20 protein-coding genes are annotated in these 20,223 nt (G+C 42.9%); 1 reads left to right on the forward strand and 19 read right to left on the reverse strand.

The window, feature by feature from the left end; translation table 11 throughout:
- Position 1 precedes the first annotated feature (1 nt).
- The 17 genes from nirD to yceD all read right to left on the reverse strand — a co-directional run bounded on the left by nirD (position 2) and on the right by yceD (position 17,493).
- Positions 2 to 328, reverse strand: coding sequence for a nitrite reductase small subunit NirD (gene nirD, locus EGC86_RS05240; RefSeq protein WP_102036736.1), 327 nt, complete (start codon positions 326 to 328; stop codon positions 2 to 4).
- The gene (gene nirB, locus EGC86_RS05245; protein ID WP_123776870.1) at positions 325 to 2,928 is read right to left on the reverse strand and encodes a nitrite reductase large subunit NirB; all 2,604 of its coding nucleotides are present in this window, start codon (positions 2,926 to 2,928) and stop codon (positions 325 to 327) included. Before nirB ends, nirD begins: the two co-directional genes overlap by 4 nt.
- A 241-nt stretch (positions 2,929 to 3,169) precedes the next feature.
- Positions 3,170 to 3,862 carry an ANTAR domain-containing response regulator gene (locus tag EGC86_RS05250; RefSeq protein ID WP_165872354.1) on the reverse strand — a complete coding sequence of 231 codons (693 nt, stop codon included), beginning with the start codon at positions 3,860 to 3,862 and terminating at the stop codon, positions 3,170 to 3,172.
- The gene (locus EGC86_RS05255) at positions 3,850 to 5,028 is read right to left on the reverse strand and encodes a glycosyl transferase (protein ID WP_165872355.1); all 1,179 of its coding nucleotides are present in this window, start codon (positions 5,026 to 5,028) and stop codon (positions 3,850 to 3,852) included. The genes EGC86_RS05250 and EGC86_RS05255 overlap by 13 nt, the downstream gene beginning before the upstream one ends.
- Complete coding sequence (gene cobA, locus EGC86_RS05260) at positions 5,021 to 5,905, reverse strand: uroporphyrinogen-III C-methyltransferase (RefSeq protein WP_123776873.1); 885 nt, start codon at positions 5,903 to 5,905, stop codon at positions 5,021 to 5,023. Before cobA ends, EGC86_RS05255 begins: the two co-directional genes overlap by 8 nt.
- On the reverse strand, positions 5,905 to 8,718 hold the full coding sequence (locus EGC86_RS05265; protein ID WP_123776874.1) for a nitrate reductase: 2,814 nt from the start codon (positions 8,716 to 8,718) through the stop codon (positions 5,905 to 5,907). Before EGC86_RS05265 ends, cobA begins: the two co-directional genes overlap by 1 nt.
- Positions 8,719 to 9,008: 290 nt before the next feature.
- Positions 9,009 to 9,344 carry a tetraheme c-type cytochrome CctA gene (gene cctA, locus EGC86_RS05270; RefSeq protein ID WP_011636975.1) on the reverse strand — a complete coding sequence of 112 codons (336 nt, stop codon included), beginning with the start codon at positions 9,342 to 9,344 and terminating at the stop codon, positions 9,009 to 9,011.
- Positions 9,345 to 9,736: 392 nt separating this feature from the next.
- The gene (locus EGC86_RS05275) at positions 9,737 to 10,612 is read right to left on the reverse strand and encodes an NAD(P)-dependent oxidoreductase (protein WP_123776875.1); all 876 of its coding nucleotides are present in this window, start codon (positions 10,610 to 10,612) and stop codon (positions 9,737 to 9,739) included.
- A gap of 13 nt (positions 10,613 to 10,625) precedes the next feature.
- Positions 10,626 to 11,114 (reverse strand): acyl-CoA thioesterase, encoded by a 489-nt coding sequence (locus EGC86_RS05280; RefSeq protein WP_011636973.1) that lies wholly within the window; start codon positions 11,112 to 11,114, stop codon positions 10,626 to 10,628.
- Positions 11,115 to 11,253: 139 nt separating this feature from the next.
- A complete protein-coding gene (gene fabF, locus EGC86_RS05285; protein WP_123776876.1) occupies positions 11,254 to 12,492 on the reverse strand; it encodes a beta-ketoacyl-ACP synthase II in 1,239 nt (412 codons plus the stop codon).
- A 162-nt stretch (positions 12,493 to 12,654) separates the two neighbouring features.
- Complete coding sequence (acpP, locus tag EGC86_RS05290) at positions 12,655 to 12,888, reverse strand: acyl carrier protein (protein WP_011496723.1); 234 nt, start codon at positions 12,886 to 12,888, stop codon at positions 12,655 to 12,657.
- Positions 12,889 to 13,051: 163 nt separating this feature from the next.
- Positions 13,052 to 13,798 (reverse strand): 3-oxoacyl-ACP reductase FabG, encoded by a 747-nt coding sequence (fabG, locus tag EGC86_RS05295; protein WP_011636971.1) that lies wholly within the window; start codon positions 13,796 to 13,798, stop codon positions 13,052 to 13,054.
- Positions 13,799 to 13,808: 10 nt separating this feature from the next.
- On the reverse strand, positions 13,809 to 14,735 hold the full coding sequence (fabD, locus tag EGC86_RS05300; protein ID WP_011636970.1) for an ACP S-malonyltransferase: 927 nt from the start codon (positions 14,733 to 14,735) through the stop codon (positions 13,809 to 13,811).
- Between the two features lie 32 nt (positions 14,736 to 14,767).
- Positions 14,768 to 15,727: a beta-ketoacyl-ACP synthase III gene (locus EGC86_RS05305; RefSeq protein WP_011636969.1), complete on the reverse strand. Its 960-nt coding sequence runs from the start codon at positions 15,725 to 15,727 to the stop codon at positions 14,768 to 14,770.
- 8 nt (positions 15,728 to 15,735) lie between these two features.
- Positions 15,736 to 16,764 (reverse strand): phosphate acyltransferase PlsX, encoded by a 1,029-nt coding sequence (gene plsX, locus EGC86_RS05310; RefSeq protein ID WP_123776877.1) that lies wholly within the window; start codon positions 16,762 to 16,764, stop codon positions 15,736 to 15,738.
- Positions 16,765 to 16,779: 15 nt separating this feature from the next.
- On the reverse strand, positions 16,780 to 16,950 hold the full coding sequence (rpmF, locus tag EGC86_RS05315) for a 50S ribosomal protein L32 (protein WP_011636967.1): 171 nt from the start codon (positions 16,948 to 16,950) through the stop codon (positions 16,780 to 16,782).
- Between the two features lie 18 nt (positions 16,951 to 16,968).
- Complete coding sequence (gene yceD, locus EGC86_RS05320; protein WP_011636966.1) at positions 16,969 to 17,493, reverse strand: 23S rRNA accumulation protein YceD; 525 nt, start codon at positions 17,491 to 17,493, stop codon at positions 16,969 to 16,971.
- 246 nt (positions 17,494 to 17,739) lie between these two features.
- On the opposite strand from yceD, the gene EGC86_RS05325 reads away from it, so the two are divergent.
- Complete coding sequence (locus EGC86_RS05325; protein ID WP_123776878.1) at positions 17,740 to 18,360, forward strand: Maf family protein; 621 nt, start codon at positions 17,740 to 17,742, stop codon at positions 18,358 to 18,360.
- 184 nt (positions 18,361 to 18,544) lie between these two features.
- On the opposite strand, the gene EGC86_RS05330 is transcribed toward EGC86_RS05325, so the two are convergent.
- Together EGC86_RS05330 and rluC are read right to left on the reverse strand one after the other, a co-directional pair.
- Positions 18,545 to 19,198, reverse strand: coding sequence for an HAD family hydrolase (locus EGC86_RS05330; RefSeq protein WP_123776879.1), 654 nt, complete (start codon positions 19,196 to 19,198; stop codon positions 18,545 to 18,547).
- Between the two features lie 31 nt (positions 19,199 to 19,229).
- Complete coding sequence (rluC, locus tag EGC86_RS05335; protein WP_123776880.1) at positions 19,230 to 20,186, reverse strand: 23S rRNA pseudouridine(955/2504/2580) synthase RluC; 957 nt, start codon at positions 20,184 to 20,186, stop codon at positions 19,230 to 19,232.
- Between the last annotated feature and the right edge of the window lie 37 nt (positions 20,187 to 20,223).

The raw sequence follows: 20,223 nt of genomic DNA on the forward strand, positions 1-20,223 counted from the left end.
TTTATGACTGAGCCAAGACAAACACATTGCCTTGCTCAGTTTTAATGTCGAATGGTTTAACCACTAAATCAGCATTTTCAATGCAACGTCCGTTATCTAAACGGTAATGTTGTTTATAAAGCGGTGAAGCGACACAAAGCTCTCCATCGATTTCACAAATCAGTCCTCTTGCCAGCAAACTCACACCACTGGCGGGGTCAACGTTATCAAGGGCAAATAAACCGTCATCCCCTAAATTAAAAATGGCAACGGCCCGCCCTGCTACCCAAGCGGCTATTCCTGTGCCTTTTGGCATGCTTGCTTCATTACACACATTTATCCAATTCATGCTAATTCCTCCACTGCGAGTTGTGCTGCATCGTCTGTAATATCTTTAATCGCTATTGTTCCTGCCCCTGCGTCTTTAATACTCGGGAAACGTTGCTCACGAATTCGCTGGTAAGCACTGGTATCTGCTTCTGGCGCATCACTTGGATTAACAAACTCATTAAAGCGCGCCAAAAAGGCCGGTTGTTCAAGGCTGGTTTTCCACTCACATTGGTATGTGGCGGCAATATGGTCCATCTGCTGCTCTAAGATCGAGTTAATCCCCAACGCATCGTCAATAACGACTGATTGTAAATATGCTAGGCCACCTTCTAATGAATCCATCCAGATCGAGGTACGCTGCAATTTGTCTGCGGTTTTGACATAAAACATCAAAATGCGATCGATGTATTTATAGAGGTCTTGAGTTGATAAGTCGGTGGCAAATAAATCACCGTGGCGTGGACGCATGCCGCCATTGCCAGCCACATATAAGTTCCAACCTTTGTCGGTTGCGATAATGCCGATGTCTTTACTTTGTGCTTCAGCACATTCACGAGTACAGCCCGACACCGCAAATTTTAATTTATGTGGACTGCGTAAGCCTTTGTAACGATTTTCTAAATCGATAGCGAAACCGACTGCATCTTGTACGCCATAACGACACCAAGTACTGCCAACACATGACTTAACTGTTCTTAGTGATTTGCCATAGGCATGGCCAGTTTCAAAACCAGCATCAATGAGTTTTTTCCAAATTTCGGGTAGCTGCGACAAGGTTGCACCAAACATATCAATACGTTGGCCACCCGTTATCTTGGTATAGAGGTCATATTCTTGAGCAATTTGGCCCATGGCGATAAGTTTAGTTGGAGTGATTTCACCACCAGCGACTCGCGGCACAATAGAATAAGTGCCGTCTTTTTGGATGTTGCCTAAGTAAGCATCATTGGTATCTTGCAATTGCACATGACCCAGATTTTGATCCAGCACATAATGATTTTGTAGGCTGGCAAATATGGACGCGGCTGCAGGTTTGCAAATATCACAGCCATATGCGTGACCACTGGCTGAAGGTTTGCCATGCAGAGTGATTAAGGTATTGAAATCATTAATGCCTTCGACTTGGCATAAGTGATACAAGGCTTGTCGGTCATGATCAAAATGGGCACAAATCCCAGCATTAAAGTCGAGCCCTGCTGCTTGTAAGGTTTGATCAATAATTTTTTGAACTAACGGCGCACAGCCACCACAACCCGATGCAGCTCGAGTACATGACTTAATCTCGGCCATTTTATGATTGCCAGCAGTCACAGCCTCAACAATGTCGCCCTTGGTCACTTGATGACAAGAACACACAATAGAGGTGTCTTTTAAATCGGCTTCGTTTTCAGCACCGGCTAGCAATAACTCAACTGCAGAACCTTCAATCTCGTCTTGAGACAAATAGCTATCAAGCAAACGGCTGTAATCGCTGTTATCGCCAATCAGCACTGCACCTTTTAAATATTTACCGGTTTCGTCTAACCATAATTTTTTATAAATACCCGCCTGGTTATCCGATAACTCAACAAACTGGGCGTTATCAAAACCACGGCTAGCGCCAATTGCGGCCACATCAACACCCAGCAACTTTAATTTGGTGCTCATGTCTGCACCGGTAAATGACTGTGAAACAGTATTTGATCCTAATGATGCAATATGCGACGCCACAACACGGGCCATTTGATAACCCGGAGCCACTAAACCAAATATTTTTTGCTGCCATAATGCACATTCACCAATAGCATAGACATCTGGCGCAGAAGTTAAGCAGTAGTCATCAATTTCAATACCGCCACGCTCACCGATACAGATATTTGAAACTCGAGCTAATGAATCTTGTGGACGAATACCGGCAGAAAACACAATCATGTCAGTTTCAAGACAAGACTCATCATTAAAGGTCATTCGGTGCATTGCCGTTTCACCGTCAATGATCGCAGTGGTGGCTTTTGATGTATGTACACTCACGCCGAGCTGTTCAATTTTACTGCACAGTAATTCACCCGCTTTATCATTTAGCTGAACGGGCATCAATTGTGGTGCAAACTCAACAACGTGGGTTTTTACCCCGAGCTGCATCATGGCATTTGCGGCTTCTAAACCTAATAGTCCACCACCAACAACCACCCCAACTTGACTGTTTTGCGCAGCAGCTTGAATCGCTTCAAGATCTTCAATGGTGCGATACACCAAGCACTGAGCACGATCGTTACCCTGTATCGGTGGTACAAACGGAAATGATCCCGTTGCAAGTACTAAACGGGTATAAGAATAATGGTCACCTTGTGCGCTGGTCACCGTTTTGGCGGCAATATCAATTGCCGTAATAGGCGTGTTTAAGTGAAGCGTAATGCCCCAATCTTGATAATCTTGCGCACTGGTTAACATCAGTAGATCAGCGCTACCAGTCTCAAAATATTTTGACAACTGCACTCGGTCATAAGCTGGACGCGGCTCTTCGCCAAACACGTGCACGTCAAACGTTTTATTGAGACCTAAACTGCAAAGTTGCTCAATAAAATGATGACCAACCATGCCATTACCTACGACCACTAACTTGGGTTTTGAGACTGCCATATCCAACTCCTTCATGCCTTGGACCGTAAAAAGCAAAATGGCGCCAACTCCGCTTAAGAGTTGGCGCCATTGCCTGTTGAGATCCAAATTTTTAAAATAAACTGCTGAGGTAAACGAGCCAATTAGTTGCTGCCGTTCACACTATCGTCAATCTGATACTTTATTCATTATAAGTATTGTTTGCAGGCTCTATGCCAACTACAAAACAAACTTAACCTATTGATTAATTTGTTTTAAAAAATCAACAATCTTTACTGAACGGTCTATGGTTGTCCATATTAGTCACAACCGCACCAAAATGAGGCGCACCATCATTGTTCGCCACGGTGTTAAGTGGTTCTACAGGACTATGATTCCGAGTAACGACAGCAATAATTTGCGCCGACATTTGTGCCAATGACAAACCTTTTTGCATCGCTTGTTGTTGAATAATCTGATGTGCTTTGGTTTCATCAAATCCTTGCGCCATAACAATTAATTTTGCTTGGCTAAGCAATTTTAAACTGCGGATTTCATCAGCCAATTTCTTAAATTCGACTAGCGTTTTACTCGCAGCATTAAAACGTGCTTGAGCCAAACTAATGACACTGGTTAAGCGATTAACACTCAACGTCTCTGGAATAAAAGTGATGCGACCACAATCAAGTAACTCGGTTAATGCTGTCTGCTGCCATGTTTTGGCATTGACAACTATTACCATAGGCTTGCTTGTTAATGTACGTTGGATTAGTGCTTGGATTTGAGCGTGCAATGTGTCGGTTAATATCAACAAGGTATCAAATGTTTGTTGGTGTAATCGTTGCTCAACTTGGCTTACAGAAGTCAGCACAGTGACATGTCCAAACGCAGCCAAACAAGCTTGGTACTGTACAATTTCACAATCGACTACTGGAACGGCCGAGAAACTCGAGTCACAAAATATTAAACTGCGCATAACAACACCCTGTTCCGCCATTGTTTTAGTGGACTATCTGCTGTATTAAAACGGTTTGTCCAACATTGTTGGCTTAAATTAACTGCTTGTTCTGTTGTAATAATTGCAGTTGTATTGGGTTCCGTCATAGCTGATTTACGACTCAGTAATAACAGCACAGCAGCCAAAGTGGCCGTAACACTGCTAAGCGCTTGCTCAATCATGGTGCGTGACATTAATGTTGTCAGCGCATCTGCAGAAAAAGGTTCTTGTTCGCGCCATAGAAGCGCAAGAATATCGCTAGACAATTCAGCTTGGCCCACTTTTTCACCAGAAAAGCCTTCTAATAACGTAGGGATAGATAAGCTCGATACCGCTATATTATCTGTCTGTCCGTTGACGACAGTTATCGTGGTTGCCACTCTTGGATTACACTCGGTTTCACCTTGTAAGCCTTTAAAAATAGCCACACTGCCGGCGTGATATTCGCTTTTCTCAAATAAAATTTCGCATATTCCTTGGTGTACCGTATCTAATCCAGGGTGAAAATAACTGCGAAGGCTTATTGGTGCATTAGTTGGGTTCATGCAACGCGCTGCGGTTTGAATCAAACTGCGTAGACCTAATTCTTGATGTAATTGGCGACACTCATCTAACACAGGGGCTAAATCACCGGCGCATACGTAAACAATGTTATCTGAATGCAACGCCGCTTTGGCCATTTGCGGTGTAGTACAACACGCAATATTAAGCGACGCTAAACATGATTCAACATGGCGGCGATGAGGTAGAGCTTGGCTGTCACCGTGTAACATCACTCGAACACCCTGTTTTGCTAATAACTTAGCGACGAGTAAAAGCCAAGGTAACTGCTCGCGCTTGCCCGCATACACAGGCCAGTCGATATCGACCTCAAGCGAATGCCAATCTTTGTCTACAGTGCGACGTAAACCGGCCACCATGCCTGATATTTCTTCAGTCGTTTCGCCGCGCACGCGCATGAGCATCATGGCACTGGCCATTTGTGCGCGCGTTGCTTTTCTTTTAGCAAAACCTTCAAGCAGCAAACATGCCTCGTCAAACGTTAATGCACGAGAGCCTTTTTCGCCCTTACCTAATGCTTTTATCAACAAACGAAAGTCAAACTCATCCACGGATGTCAGCGTTAACTCACCCATTTTAGGCATATAAAGCCTCGTACCCATATTCTAATGGGGGTTGTGTTGCATCAACGTCAATATCGGCAAGTAAAGCATTCAGCTGTTGACCAACAGACACCACGTCACCAATGATGATTAACGTCGGCCCAGAGTCTTTAATGGTTAACGCTGCATCGGCCATAGAAGCGACTGTGGCATAAGTGACAATTTGATTCGGCCTGCCACCATTGGTGACTAGCGCTACCGGCAAATTTGCGCCACATTGAGCATCAAGTAATCCAACTGAAATGCTTTGTGCTTGTTCTTTACCCATATAAAACACTAACGTAGATTGCGCCGCTAACAATGCTTGCCACTGAGTTGGAGCATTGGCATTATCGGCATCGGTCATTTTGGTGCCGGTGATCAGTGTGACACTGCGGGCCATACCACGATACGTTAATGGAATGCCGGTACTTGATGCACAACCTAACGCTGCTGTAACACCTGGAATAAATTGCGACCGGATACCATTTTGTGCAAGGTAATGCGCTTCTTCTGAACCTCTACCAAAAATATGCGGATCGCCGCCCTTTAAGCGCACCACTTTTAATCCTTGCTGCGCCAATGTCAGTAATAATTCATTAATATCGTCTTGCTTTTTACTCGGTTGACCACAGCGTTTACCCACAAAGTGACGCTGACAACTCGGGGTTACTAACGTCAAAATGTCACTACTCACCAGGCTGTCAAACACCAACGCTTCAGCTTGTGCCACTATTCTAGCGGCCCTAAGTGTCATTAACTCTAATTGACCACAACCCGCACCAACAATAGCCACATCACCCGCGTGTAATTCATTTGCGGCATGCCCTAAAGCATTTATAGATTGATGACCTTTTATCATTGCTTCTACTGTTTTCATTAGGCTACGTCCTCTGCTACTGATGGTTGATGGTCAATGTCGGAATAAGATTCGCAATAAGATAAGGCATCTATCCAACTCTGCTTGGCACACTGCTTAACTTCACTATGACAACTGCCACATTGACGGCCGCAGCCGAGTAATAACTGGGTGCTATCTAACGCCTGCTCAAAACTGATATTCGCAAAACCGTCACTCATGACTTGATCATTAAATTGTTGATTGATTTCGTCATTAATGTTCGCTTCAGTTACCCCTGTACAAGCACAGATTAACGAGCTGTTACCGGCCTTTATTTGCTGATGTAGTAACTTCATTAACGGCTGGTCTACAGGTTTACCAATAAAATCATTCATCTGATTTAAGGCCACATTCACTTGAGTGTGAGACAACACTTTTAATGCCTTAAGTAATCCTTTATCCATATTGCATTGGATATATAAAGGCTGGTCATCTACCGTTAAAGTCCATTTTAGTGAATGCGCTGTTGCTTGGTAGGCAAAGCCGTCGTCGGTATCAGTAAAACCGATGTGATGACACACTCCGTTCTCTAGCGTTTGTGCAACTTGCCAACATAGCCCGTGAGCAGAAGAGTCGTGTTGACCAAAAACCACCCCTTGCAGCGCAAGTTCAACAGGGGTTAATGCCACGGGTTGACACTTAAACCCAGGTTGTTTTGATATTGGGTCGACACGTGCATCTAATGCTTGATTCACGCCTTTTGTCAGCGAAAACTGTGCAGACCAATGCATCGACATCAAAATCATATTTGCCGGCATTTCATCATCGACAACGGCGCGAGCCATCGTGAATGAAGCGTGGGTTATAAGGTCAGGGTTAGCAGTCTCTGCAGAGTTTTGTTCAATTTGATTTTGAATAGCTTCAATGCGGACAAAGCCACCTTCTGTTAACGACAATGCACTGAGTTGTGATGAATGCAGATGAACTATTGGTTCTGGAATGCTGGCTCGTAGGCTAGCAATATGCCCGGTGCGAGTCATGGTATGCCACTGATCTCTACTGCGGCCAGTATTTAATAATAGCGTGTTACTCGGCAATAATTGCTGCGATACATTAGCGGCTGGCGCGACAAACTGCGCTTTACCCGTTGCGGTAGCAAATTCACCTAGGCCGAAAACACGCACGTTTTGTTGACCAATTTGAGTTGCCGAAGCAATAGGCCATTGCGTCGGTGCCAATGCATCATATTGTGCTTTGGATAACTCTGTTAGCCCAGTAAGATCAAATACCTTAGTTGGAAAAACCTGTTTAACCTTCGCCGATAAGGCTGCAAACTCGCTAAATATGCTGGCATTGTCATCAAACTCAAAACCATCAAAGCCCATTTTCTTAGCTACTTGGCTAACGGCCCACCAATCTGGTTTAGCTTGCCCTTTGGCAGTGATAAAGCCGCGTTGACGAGTAATAGTGCGTTCACTATTAGTGACGGTACCGCATTTTTCGGACCAACCTTGAGCGGGGAGTAATACATCAGCAAATTTGGCGGTATCAGAATCAGGACTGATTTCAGACACCACCACAAAAGGACAATCTGCTAATGCCCGTGCAATTTTTTCACTGTTGGGTAAAGACACCACAGGATTTGTGCCCATAATCCAAATCGCTTTGATTTTACCTTCGGCAAGGGCATCAAACATCTCAACTGCAGCCAATCCTTTTTGATCCGCAATACTATCAACTTTCCAAAAATCAGCTAATAACTGCTGCTCCGGTTGTGAAAACCCCATATGACACGCTAACTGAGTGGCCAACCCACCAACCTCACGACCGCCCATGGCATTAGGCTGCCCTGTTAACGAAAAAAAACCACAACCAGCTTGACCAATGTGCCCTAACGCGAGGTGGCAGTTAATCATCGCATTGGTTGCATCGGTGCCAATGGTTGACTGATTAACCCCCTGACAAGATGCCGTAAGTACTTTTTTATTGTTGGCTACAAGTTGATAGAATTGTGTCAGCTGAGTGACTGAAACACCGACTTGCGTGGCAAGATCGGCTAAATTGGCACTTAATTGTTGCGCCTGCAAAACCACAGTATCAAAGCCTTCTGTATGTGCGGCAATATACGCGTGGTCGACACGATTTTGATCTGCTAGGTAACCGAGTAAGCCATGAAATAAGGTTAAATCAGCGCCCGGTTTAATGGCTAAATGTAAGTCTGCTTGTTTTGCTGTGGCTGTTGATAACGGGTCGATTACCACTAGCTGAGCATTATTGGCTTTTTTTGCGGCTAAAATTCGTTGAAAAATAACGGGATGAGTCCAAGCTGTATTGGCCCCTACAAGCACTATCACATCAGCTTGCTCTAGATCGTCGTAACATCCAGGAACTACATCCTCACCAAAGGCACGCTGCATTGCGCTCACTGCTGACGACATACATAAGCGTGAGTTAGTATCGACGTTAGCCGTTTTTAAAAAACCTTTAGCAAACTTGTTGGCAACATAATAATCTTCAGTGAGTAATTGGCCAGAAAGATACAGTGCGACTGAATCTGGACCATGTTCTGCAATGGTTTGCGCAAAGGTATCAGCAATTAAGGTGCTCGCCTTGTCCCAATCAAGTGGCATACCAGAACGAAGTTTAGGGTAACGCAGTACATTGGGTTGGGCTAAACTGTCGAGTAAGCGTTCACCTTTGGCACATAAATGACCGTAATTAGCTGGATGCTTGTTGTCACCAACTAGTATTAAATCTGCAGCATCGACATCGGTCCAATTCGGTTTATTTGAAGACACGCTAACACCGCATCCGACACCACAATAAGCACAACTTGATTGGACCACTGACATACATCTACCCTTTCACTTTGACTATCTCATGGGTAAGGTACTGCGAAAGCTGTGCCAGAAAATTAACTCACTGATTTATAATAGAAATGGATATTTAGATAAATAAAGCATTACAACATTTGCGCAACAAAAGTGCATTGACTGCGCTGTTATGTAGCGCATCTAATTGAAATCAAAAGACTTTAAATACCTATAAAGAGGTATAAAAATAAAAGTGAGATGTATACTCTTGAGGAATAAAAACAAAAATACCGACATTATGTCGGTATTTTCAAGCTATCTAAGATAACTTATTTTGCAGTACGGCCATCATCGTGGCATGTATCACATGTTGGCTTTTCGCCTACTTTTGCTTCATGTGGCGCATGACAATCAGCACACATAAGTAACCCATCATGTGGCTTATGGTTATCATCCATTTCAGCTAGTGAACCATGACAACTTTGACATTGTTCAAATTCATAAGCGCCATCTTTTGATGGTTCACCATCAGCGTGACAGTTTTCACAGCCACCCATTTCAACGTGAAACTCTGCGAGGGTCTCATCAGCAGCAAATGATGCAGAAGACATCATCATTACCGCGAAACCAGCCGCAAACAATGCACTTAGTAGTTTATTGCTCACCATTCATTCCTCCAATTTAGTGTGTGTCCGCATTCTTTTATCTGACGCGGATCAGCACACTGCAACACGACACTTTGCTTAAGGGTTATTCAACAACTTTGTTTATAAACCGTTTATCAAAGATTTATAAACAATCTCAAATTAACTGACAATATAAACGTAGTTAATCAATCCACTTTAAGCAAAATTAATTTAGATTAAGTAATAATAGCAGCGATAATTAGATGAAGATGTGCGCTACATCATGTAACTCGATGGTTTTTAGTCAATAAATCATCTTAAGAGCAGAAACAAGCTAATACAGCAAAGGCTAATACATTGGCTTATAGCCAATAAAAAGCCCCAATCGATATTGGGGCTACATTTACACATATAACAACTTAGTGTTTATATTAACTGCGAGACTTTTCTAAGCGAGCAAGTAAACTAGAAGTATCCCAGCGATTACCTTTCATTGCTTGAACTTCAGAATAAAATTGATCAACTAATGCGGCTACCGGTAAATGGCTACCATTACGACGGGCTTCATCTAATGCAATACCCAAATCTTTACGCATCCAATCGATAGCAAAACCAAAATCATATTGACCTTGCCACATCGTTTTATAGCGATTTTCCATCTGCCAGCTTTGTGCCGCGCCTTTGCTGATCACTTCAATCACTTTCAAGCCATCTAAACCAGCACTTTTAGCAAAATGAAGTCCCTCTGCGAGGCCTTGCACTACACCAGCAATACAAATTTGGTTAACCATTTTAGTCAACTGCCCCGCCCCAACTGGCCCTAACAATTCAGCGCAACGGCTGTATGCCGATATGACGGGTTTAACAGTATCAAAATGAGCTTGGTCACCACCCATCATCACCGTTAACGCACCATTTTCGGCACCGGCTTGACCACCTGAAACTGGCGCGTCTAAGAATGCGATGTTAAGTGGCTCAATGTGCGCGGCAATTTCACGTGCAACATCTGCTGAAGCGGTTGTATGGTCAACTAAAATAGCACCAGCATGCATACCATGCACAATCCCATGTTCACCTAATACTACTTGACGTAGGTCATCATCATTACCCACACAGGTAAAAACAATGTCTTGGCCTTGGGCGGCATCTTTTGGTGTATCAGCCTTCTTACCACCATATTGTTCAACCCACTGAGTCGCTTTAGCCCCTGTACGGTTATAAACAGTAACGTCATGACCCTGTTTAACCAAATGCCCCGCCATCGGGAACCCCATAACGCCTAAACCAATAAATGCTACCTTGGCCATGATTTCCCCTTATTTATTCAACTGAAGGTTTAACGTGAGCTTCCATTTCGGCACCGATACGCTTACGCATATCCATTAGTCTCAATGCACTATCACGTAAGCGAACATCATCAGCGGTAGCTGGTATCCACTCAGGAACCGATGTCGGATGTCCTTCATCGTCTACTGCTACCATAATAACAATACAGTGGGTTGTCAGATGACGTTCAGATTCTTTAGGATCGCCTGCTTTTACATCAATGGCAATGTGCATAGACGTTGTACCGGTATAAATAACTTTACCAGTCACTTCAACAATATTACCCACATGGATAGGCTTAACAAATCGAATGCCGCCAGCATAAACAGTAATACAATATTTACCGCTCCAGCCTGCTGCAGCTGCATAAGCAGCTAAATCGATCCATTTCATTACAGCACCACCGTGAACCTTACCGCCAAAATTGACATCTGCAGGTTCGGCCAAAAAACGTAATGTAAGTTGTCTATCTTTACCGGCCATAATAGATCCTATTAACTAAGTTTCATTACTTATCAGTCTACGCTAAATCATCATTTAACGGGAATTGATAAATACTAATGTGACAAAAAACAAATAAAAAAGGGAAGATTTTCATCTTCCCTTTTTGGCATTAACTCGATTAAATTTTCTTAAACAGTAACGAACCGTTTGTGCCACCAAAGCCAAATGAATTACATAAGGCATAGTCAAACTGATGTCGACGTGAAGTGTGGGCAACAAAATCTAAATCGCACCCTTCATCTGGATTATCTAAGTTGATTGTTGGCGGTACGTGTTGGTCACGCAGTGCAAGCAAAGTAATAATGGCTTCAACAGCGCCTGCTGCACCTAATAAATGTCCGGTCATGGATTTAGTCGAACTCACCAATACATCATAAGCATGTGGTCCAAATACCGATTTAACCGCGGCAGCTTCAGCTTTATCGCCTGCATTGGTTGAAGTGCCATGAGCATTAATGTAACCCACTTGTTCTTTTTGGATCTGTGCATCATTAATGGCATTGACCATTGCAGCCGCAGCGCCTGCACCATCACTTGGTGGTGATGTCATGTGGAATGCATCACCGCTCATGCCAAAACCGACTAACTCACCGTAAATTTTTGCACCACGCGCTTTAGCACGCTCGAACTCTTCCATCACAATCACACCCGCGCCATCGCCAATGACAAAGCCATCACGGTCTTTGTCCCAAGGACGGCTTGCTGCTGTTGGATCTTCATTACGAGTAGATAATGCTTTAGCGGCACTAAAACCTGCGACACCTAATGGGCTCGTCACATCTTCTGCACCACCGGCAACCATCACATCAGCATCACCATAAGCAATGGTACGTGCAGCAAAACCAATATTGTGAACACCTGTAGTGCAGGCTGTAGTCACGGCAAAGTTAGGACCTGTCATGCCATACATAATCGACAAGTGTCCGGCAATCATATTGATAATAGTGCTTGGCACAAAAAAGGGTGACACTTTACGTGGTCCACCATTTAATAATGCAGAATGGCCTTGTTCAATTAACCACATCCCCCCCATACCAGCACCAATAGCGGTACCTATACGAGCTGGGTTTTCTTGGCTCATATCTAAGCCTGAATCTTTTACTGCTTGAATGCCTGCAGCCATGCCGTATTGGATAAATAAATCCATTTTACGAGCATCTTTTTTGGTTAGGTATTGTTCGACATCAAAATCTTTCACAGAGCCACTGAAACGAGTACCAAATTCACTAGCATCAAACTTAGTGATTGGAGCAATACCACTCTTACCTGCCAATAAGGCATTCCAAGTAGACTCGACATCATTACCCACAGGAGTCACTAGGCCAAGACCTGTGATGACGACACGACGTTTAGACATGATATTCACCTTTAAATAAAATCTGCCACGATGCCATTATTGCGATTTAGCTAAAGAAGTATAAGGAGGGATGTTCTAATGCAATAAAATGGAACGAGCGTTTACAAATGCTTTAAACAAAAACAGGCGGCATAAATGCCGCCTGTTTTTGTGAATTCTTGATTACTGATTCTTAGAAACGTAATCGATCGCTGCTTGAACAGTAGTGATCTTTTCAGCTTCTTCGTCAGGGATCTCAGTATCAAACTCTTCTTCTAGAGCCATAACCAATTCAACAGTGTCTAGAGAATCAGCGCCTAAATCATCTACAAAAGAAGCAGCTGATTTAACGTCTTCTTCTTTAACGCCAAGTTGTTCGATGATGATTTTCTTTACACGTTCTTCGATGTTGCTCATTAGTTTTCTTTCCTATTCAAATTACGCACTTGCGTAAGATTGCGAGTAGTTTATTCGAATTAGATAACAATGCAAGCTTAGATTTTGTGGTCTAACCACAAAAATTAACATTGAATTGTCTCTAACACTGACTCAAATGAAGGTAGTTGCCTACCTATCGCCCTTAAACCATGTACATACCGCCATTCACATGCAATGTTTCGCCTGTGATATAAGCGGCTGAATCCGAGGCCAAAAACAATACTGCATTGGCAATTTCTTGTGCTTGCCCTAATCGTTCCATCGGAACTTGCGACATAATAGCTTGTTGCTGCTCAACTGTCAGCTCATCTGTCATGTCTGTCTGGATAAATCCAGGTGCAATAGCATTCACTGTTATTTGACGAGATGCAACCTCTCTTGCAAGAGATTTTGTAAATCCGATCAAACCAGCTTTAGCTGCCGAGTAATTTACTTGGCCAGCATTACCCATTGTACCTACTACAGAACCGATACTGATAATACGTCCGAAACGTTTTTTCATCATAGATCGCATTACTGGTTTAGACAATTTAAATAGGGATGTCAAATTCGTGTCAATAATATCTTGCCACTCATCATCTTTCATCCGCATTAATAAATTGTCACGGGTAATACCCGCATTGTTGATAAGAATATCAACTTCACCTGCTTTTTCTTTGATCTGGCTATATAAATCAGCAACAGATTGAGAATCAGTGACATTTAACACCATCCCAAAGCCTTTGTCACCTAAGTATGCTTGAATCGCCGCAGCACCTTTTTCACTGGTTGCAGTACCGATAACCATCGCACCAGCTTGTACTAATGATTCAGCAATCGCACGCCCAATACCACGACTAGCACCTGTTACTAGGGCAACTTTACCGTCTAAATTAATGCTAAAGCTCATATCAACTCCTTTATTCGACTAATGCAGCAAATGAAGCAGCATCATTGACCGCTTGAGCGGATATCGATTTATTAATTCTTTTTGTTAAACCGGTTAATACTTTACCCGGTCCACACTCTATTAATTTTGTAACACCTTGTGTCGCCATAAATTCAACAGACTCACTCCAACGCACTGGGCAATATAACTGACGCACTAATGCATCTTTAATTGCCTGTGAATCCGTCGGCATGGCCACATCAACATTGTTAACAACATTAATGGTAGGCTCTGAGAATGTCACTTCAATTAAGGCTTTAGCGAGTTCATCAGCGGCTGGCTTCATTAGTGCACAATGTGATGGCACACTCACAGGCAATGCTACTGTCATTTTGGCCCCAGCAGCTTTACATGCTGCTGCTGCGCGTTCAACAGCCGCTTTCTCACCGGCTATCACGACTTGCCCAGGGCTGTTGTAGTTAACAGGGCTTACCACGCTACCTTCAGCAGACTCTGCACATGCTTTAGCAATAGCATCATCATCAAGACCAATAATGGCAAACATGGCACCAGAACCTGCTGGTACAGCTTGTTGCATTAATTTCCCCCGTAGCTCAACTAATTTAACGGCATCGGTAAATTCAATCACACCGGCGCATACTAAAGCAGAATATTCACCAAGGCTGTGGCCTGCTAATAAAGAAGGCATAGTCTTGTTAGATGCTTGATATGCACGCCAAATAGCCACGCTTGCAGTGAGCAATGCTGGTTGGGTTTTATCTGTTTCATTTAAGGTTTCAGCTGGGCCATTGGCAACAAGATCCCATAAATCATAACCTAACGCGTCACTCGCTTCGGCAAAGGTTTTGCCGATAACATCGTTAGATTGAGCTAATTCAGCTAACATTCCTACAGCCTGTGAACCTTGGCCAGGAAATACAAAAGCAACATTTTCCATAAACGCTTACCTGTATAAAATTAATTTGAAAATTAAAAACGAACTAAAGCACTGCCCCAAGCAAAACCACCGCCAAATGCTTCGAGTAGTAATAAATGTCCACGCTGAATTCGACCATCACGCACCGCTTCATCTAATGCGATAGGCACCGATGCGGCAGAAGTATTACCGTGTCTCGCTAAAGTCAGCACGACTTTATCTAGACTCATGTGCAACTTTTTAGCCGTGGCATTAATAATGCGGAAATTAGCTTGATGCGGCACTAGCCAGTCAATTTCTGATTTATCGACATTATTAAGACGCAAGGTTTCAGTGACCACATTAGACAGCTGGGTAACTGCAACTTTAAAAACATCGTTGCCTTTCATGGTCATAAAGCCAACAGCTTCAGAACTTTCGTTAGCACGAGGAGGGAAAGAACATTTTAATAAATCCCCTTGGCTGCCATCTGCATAGATATGCGTAGCAATGATACCAGGTGTATCACTAACGCCAATAATCGCTGCGCCGGCGCCATCGCCAAATAAAATGACGGTAGAGCGATCAGCAGGATCGCACATCCGTGACAATACGTCAGAACCTATAACCAGTACTTTTTTAGCAGAACCTGTTTTTACAAATTGATCCGCGACCGATAAAGCATAGATAAATCCAGAACACGCGGCAGCAATATCAAAGGCAGGAATATTTTTAACGCCTAAAAGGGCCTGAATTTCGCATGCAGCTGCAGGAAATGCGTTTGATGCACTGGTGGTTCCACAAACAATCATATCGAGATCGCTAGCTTCGATTCCTGCCATTTCAAGCGCTTTTAGTGCCGCTTGATAACCCATTGTTGAAACCGATTCGTCTGATGCAGCAATGCGCCGCTCAGAAATACCGGTTCGGTCAACAATCCATTGGTCACTGGTTTCAACCATTTTTTCGAGATCTTGATTGCTACGAACTTGCACAGGTAGATAGCTACCTGTTCCGAGAATTTTTGTGTGCATATATGAGATCAGCTATTGATGTCTAAAAGAATCGACTCCAAACGATCTTTAATCATTTCAGGAAGACGACGTTTTGCTTCTGTTGCTGCTAAATTTAATGCTTGTAAAAATGCAGCTTCATCCGCGTTACCATGACTCTTTACTACTATTCCGCGCAATCCTATCAGACTTGCACCGTTATAGTGGTCGGGGTTCATCTTACTAAGAACAGCTTGTATGCGTGGAGCGATGAGTTTGGAGAGTAAACGAACAAAAAAACCGTCATTTAAGCCGCGTTTTAATTGATGTACTAAAAGTTTTGCAATGCCTTCAGAAGTCTTTAAGGTGATATTACCGACAAAGCCATCACAAACAATCACATCCACATTACCAGTGTAAATCTCATCACCTTCGACAAAGCCAATATAATTAACTTGTTCGGTGTGCTGTAAAATTTGTCCGGCCTGTTGAACCTGATCGTTCCCCTTAATGGCTTCAATACCCACATTAAGCAAAGCGACTTTAGGACGAGATTTCTTATGGACGGCTTCACATAAGACAGATCCCATAATGGCAAACTGGAATAAGGTCTCAGAATCACAAGATACATTGGCCCCTAAATCCAGCAGATAAACTGGCTTGCCCGTCATTGCCGGTAAGCAAGAAACAAGAGCGGGTCTATCAATACCCGGCAATGTTTTTAATAACACCTTAGCCATTGCCATCAACGCACCAGTATTACCAGCGCTAACGCAGGCTTCCGCTTTTCCGTCACGCACAAGTTCAAGCGCTATTCTCATAGAACTGTTTTTACGTGAACGCAAAGCATGAATGGGCCTATCGCACATTGTCACGACTTCAATGGTGTGGATTATTTCAATTCTGGATAAATCAGCTGAATGAGCTTGAGGGAGGTATTTTTCTATTTCGGTTTTATCGCCAACCAAAATAATATTTAAAGAGGTATGAAATTTCAGTGCCTGCATCGCTGCAGGCACTGTCACGTGGGGACCGTGGTCGCCCCCCATCGCATCTAACGCAAGCGTCAGATTTGTCATCAGATAATCAACAAATTACTTGTTGATAACCTTTTTACCGCGGTAAAAACCATCAGCAGTCACGTTGTGACGTAGATGTAATTCACCGCTAGTAGCGTCTACTGATAATTGAGCAGTGCTCAATGAATCATGTGAACGACGCATGCCGCGCTTTGAACGTGACTTTTTATTCTGTTGTACAGCCATTGGACCTGTCTCCTACGATTACTTGCTCTTCAGTTTTTCTAACACTGCAAACGGATTTGGACGCTCCTCATGAGCGGGTTCGATCTCGCCTACAACTATATCTTTCGATCCAGACTTACAACTATTATCATCGTGCATCGGGATGATAGGCATAGCGACTATCAATTCATCTTCAATCAATTGATGCAGACGTACTTCACCAATCTCATTACACTCAATTGGATCATACGCATCCGGGAGCTCATCGATTTCTGCCTCAGTCTTACAAGGACTAAAACAAAAGTCGACCGTAACCTCGGTAGTAAATTGTGTCATGCAACGTTGACATAGCAGAGTGAGCTCCGTCACAGCCTTCCCGCGAAGGTAGACTATCCCCTGTAAATCGACGCCACATTCCAACGACACAACTACGTCGGAACAGTCGCCGGCACATAACTCGCTTAATCGCTTTAGTTGCTTACCTAAAATGATACCTTCGTATCGAAGGCCACTTGAAGCAGCGCGTATAGGATCAATTGAAACCGGTATCTTTACTGTTTGCATAAGGCGCGCATATTATAGTTTGAAAACGCTGGAGTCAAAGAAAATTTCCGTAAATACGGTAATCTCACCTAACTAGGAACTTTAGGTACTCTTTAAATCCGGCATTGAATTTGAAAGTTGGCAAATTTTACCGAACCAAACCCCATCACACAAGCATTACTCGAGAAAAATGATCCATTTGCATAGATGAATACAGTAAACTGACTAATATTCTGTTATTAGCCACTCAATAATGAAACAAAACCAATGAAATTCAATCTTGTACTTGCTTCAACCTCACCTTTTCGCCAGCAGCTATTGCAAAAATTAATGCAGCCTTTTACTTGTGTTAACCCAGATATTGATGAAACGCCAATAAAAGATGAGACAGCGTTAGCATTGGTTAAGCGCTTAGCAGAGCAAAAAGCATTAGCTGGAGCGAACTTAATTGATGAAACATCGGTACCGCAATTAATTATAGGTTCAGACCAAGTCGCGTTGATTAACGGTCAGATTATCGGTAAACCTTATACTGTAGACAATGCGATAGCTCAATTAAGCTCGGCATCTGGTCAATCTATTACTTTTTATACTGGTCTTGCTGTATTCAATAGTGCCAATCAGCAAATGATATCTTGTGTCGAACCGTTTACGGTTCATTTTAAACACTTATCTACTGCGCAAATTCGCTATTACGTGGATGCTGAACAGCCACTATATTGCGCAGGGAGTTTTAAATGCGAAGGATTAGGAATTGCCTTATTTAACCGTTTAGAAGGTGACGATCCAAATAGCTTAATTGGACTACCATTAATTAAACTTATTGATTTACTCTCACAGCACGGTGTCGATATTCTCAGCCAAGCACCAGAATGCTCAATCAATTAATATTGATACCAAATCTAATAAGGGTGTATTCGTTAAGGTAATAACGTTTGCGCTTGATATGGTGACGATAAGAGGTTTAACACCGAGATAAACTAAGCAGCATATAAAGGCTTATGTTTTACAGCGTCGAACACTTATAATTCGACGCTGTATTACGTCTCTGGCAAAGCATTATCCAGAAAAATTAAAGGTAGTCATGTATCGCCAGAGGCTGGTCGACAATCGCACGTGGGTTTAACGTTTTCAATCTAGCTTCATTATGCGCACCATAACTCACACCAATACTCGCCATACCAGCATTATTGGCCATCGTTAAATCATGAATGGAATCTCCAATCATAATGGCTCTGTCGGCAGCGACATTAAAATGACTCAATAATGAATGCAGCATCTCAGGGTGCGGTTTACTTTTAGCGTCATCTGCACAACGTGTGGCATGAAAATACTGCCCTAAGCCTGTTAATGCTAATACCTTATCTAGGCCATCTCGTCCTTTACCGGTCGCAACAGCTAATTGATAACCAGCCGCATGTAGATTACTAATGAGCGACTCTACCCCCTCAAATAGAGGTGTAGGTTGCTCATTGGCAACATGATGACGTCGATAGCAATCAATAATCTGTTGATGGTTTTGATGACCAGCAAATAAAATCGGCATGATTTTAGGTAAAGATAAACCGATGACATCTCTAATTTGTTGCTCAGTGGGTATAGGTAAAATTAATTCTTGTGCTACATATTGCATACAAGACACTATTTTACCTACGGTATCCATTAGGGTGCCATCCCAATCGAAAATGACCAGTTCATAAGCTTTATCTTTAATGTTCAATATCATGCCCTACTTCATTTGCACATATCCGTGGGTGTTATACTCTTTTCAATTTATCAAGAGTACTCAATAACACAGGGTCTAAAGGCGCTTTAACTTGCATGATTTCATCATTTTCTGGATGAGTGAATTTAAGTTCAGCCGCATGTAAAAATAGACGGTCTAATCCTAAAGCACGCATGCTATCGTCAAATAGCTGTTCGCTGTATTTATCATCGCAAGCAATTGCATGGCCAGCATACTGACAATGTACTCGTATTTGATGGGTTCGCCCTGTAACAGGACTCGCCTTCACTAAAGTACAGCCTTGATAACGTTGCATGATCTTATAGCGAGTTTCAGACTCTTTACCCTCTTTATTAACCCGCACGATTCGCTCGCCCGATTTTAAGGTAATTTTTAATAGTGGTGCTTTAACCACTTTATCACTTGCCTGCCATTCACCACGCACCAAGGCTAAATAATCTTTTTGCATGGTTTTGCTGCGTAATTGCTCATGTAAATGCTTTAGCGCACTACGCTTCTTAGCCACAAGCAGTACACCGGAAGTATCTTTATCTAATCGATGTACTAACTCTAAAAATTTTTGCTGTGGTCGCAGTGAACGTAATCCTTCAATCACACCATAATCGACACCGCTGCCACCGTGTACAGCAATACCAGCAGGCTTGTTTAACACAATAAGATGATTATCTTCATGGATAATACGATCTTCAAGCTGTGACACTCTGGATAAATTAGGAGATGGTGCCTTACGATTGTCTTTTTCGGCAACACGAACAGGCGGTACCCTTACGATGTCACCAATTTGTAATTTGTACTCAGGCTTGATGCGTTTTTTATTTACCCGCACTTCCCCTTTGCGCACAATCCGATAGATCATGCTTTTAGGAACACCTTTTAATTTAGTTAGCAAAAAATTATCGATTCGTTGTTCAAAATGATCTTCGTCGATAGTCACGTATTCAACTTGGGGGGTAGTTTCAGTATTCATGATGCGCCATATAGTGGTAACCCCAATAGTGTACCTT

It is taken from the genome of Shewanella frigidimarina, assembly GCF_003797125.1.
Taxonomy (GTDB): Bacteria; Pseudomonadota; Gammaproteobacteria; order Enterobacterales; family Shewanellaceae; genus Shewanella; species Shewanella frigidimarina.

What these genes read in the sequence shown, in the direction of transcription:
- nirD (WP_102036736.1), bottom strand. Translation starts at nt 328, where the DNA reads ATGAATTGGATAAATGTGTGTAATGAAGCAAGCATGCCAAAAGGCACA.
- nirB (WP_123776870.1), bottom strand. Translation starts at nt 2,928, where the DNA reads ATGGCAGTCTCAAAACCCAAGTTAGTGGTCGTAGGTAATGGCATGGTT.
- EGC86_RS05250 (WP_165872354.1), bottom strand. Translation starts at nt 3,862, where the DNA reads ATGCGCAGTTTAATATTTTGTGACTCGAGTTTCTCGGCCGTTCCAGTA.
- EGC86_RS05255 (WP_165872355.1), bottom strand. Translation starts at nt 5,028, where the DNA reads ATGCCTAAAATGGGTGAGTTAACGCTGACATCCGTGGATGAGTTTGAC.
- cobA (WP_123776873.1), bottom strand. Translation starts at nt 5,905, where the DNA reads ATGAAAACAGTAGAAGCAATGATAAAAGGTCATCAATCTATAAATGCT.
- EGC86_RS05265 (WP_123776874.1), bottom strand. Translation starts at nt 8,718, where the DNA reads ATGTCAGTGGTCCAATCAAGTTGTGCTTATTGTGGTGTCGGATGCGGT.
- EGC86_RS05275 (WP_123776875.1), bottom strand. Translation starts at nt 10,612, where the DNA reads ATGGCCAAGGTAGCATTTATTGGTTTAGGCGTTATGGGGTTCCCGATG.
- EGC86_RS05280 (WP_011636973.1), bottom strand. Translation starts at nt 11,114, where the DNA reads ATGGCCGGTAAAGATAGACAACTTACATTACGTTTTTTGGCCGAACCT.
- fabF (WP_123776876.1), bottom strand. Translation starts at nt 12,492, where the DNA reads ATGTCTAAACGTCGTGTCGTCATCACAGGTCTTGGCCTAGTGACTCCT.
- acpP (WP_011496723.1), bottom strand. Translation starts at nt 12,888, where the DNA reads ATGAGCAACATCGAAGAACGTGTAAAGAAAATCATCATCGAACAACTT.
- fabG (WP_011636971.1), bottom strand. Translation starts at nt 13,798, where the DNA reads ATGAGCTTTAGCATTAATTTAGACGGTAAAGTTGCCCTAGTAACAGGT.
- fabD (WP_011636970.1), bottom strand. Translation starts at nt 14,735, where the DNA reads ATGGAAAATGTTGCTTTTGTATTTCCTGGCCAAGGTTCACAGGCTGTA.
- EGC86_RS05305 (WP_011636969.1), bottom strand. Translation starts at nt 15,727, where the DNA reads ATGCACACAAAAATTCTCGGAACAGGTAGCTATCTACCTGTGCAAGTT.
- plsX (WP_123776877.1), bottom strand. Translation starts at nt 16,764, where the DNA reads ATGACAAATCTGACGCTTGCGTTAGATGCGATGGGGGGCGACCACGGT.
- rpmF (WP_011636967.1), bottom strand. Translation starts at nt 16,950, where the DNA reads ATGGCTGTACAACAGAATAAAAAGTCACGTTCAAAGCGCGGCATGCGT.
- yceD (WP_011636966.1), bottom strand. Translation starts at nt 17,493, where the DNA reads ATGCAAACAGTAAAGATACCGGTTTCAATTGATCCTATACGCGCTGCT.
- EGC86_RS05325 (WP_123776878.1), top strand. Translation starts at nt 17,740, where the DNA reads ATGAAATTCAATCTTGTACTTGCTTCAACCTCACCTTTTCGCCAGCAG.
- EGC86_RS05330 (WP_123776879.1), bottom strand. Translation starts at nt 19,198, where the DNA reads ATGATATTGAACATTAAAGATAAAGCTTATGAACTGGTCATTTTCGAT.
- rluC (WP_123776880.1), bottom strand. Translation starts at nt 20,186, where the DNA reads ATGAATACTGAAACTACCCCCCAAGTTGAATACGTGACTATCGACGAA.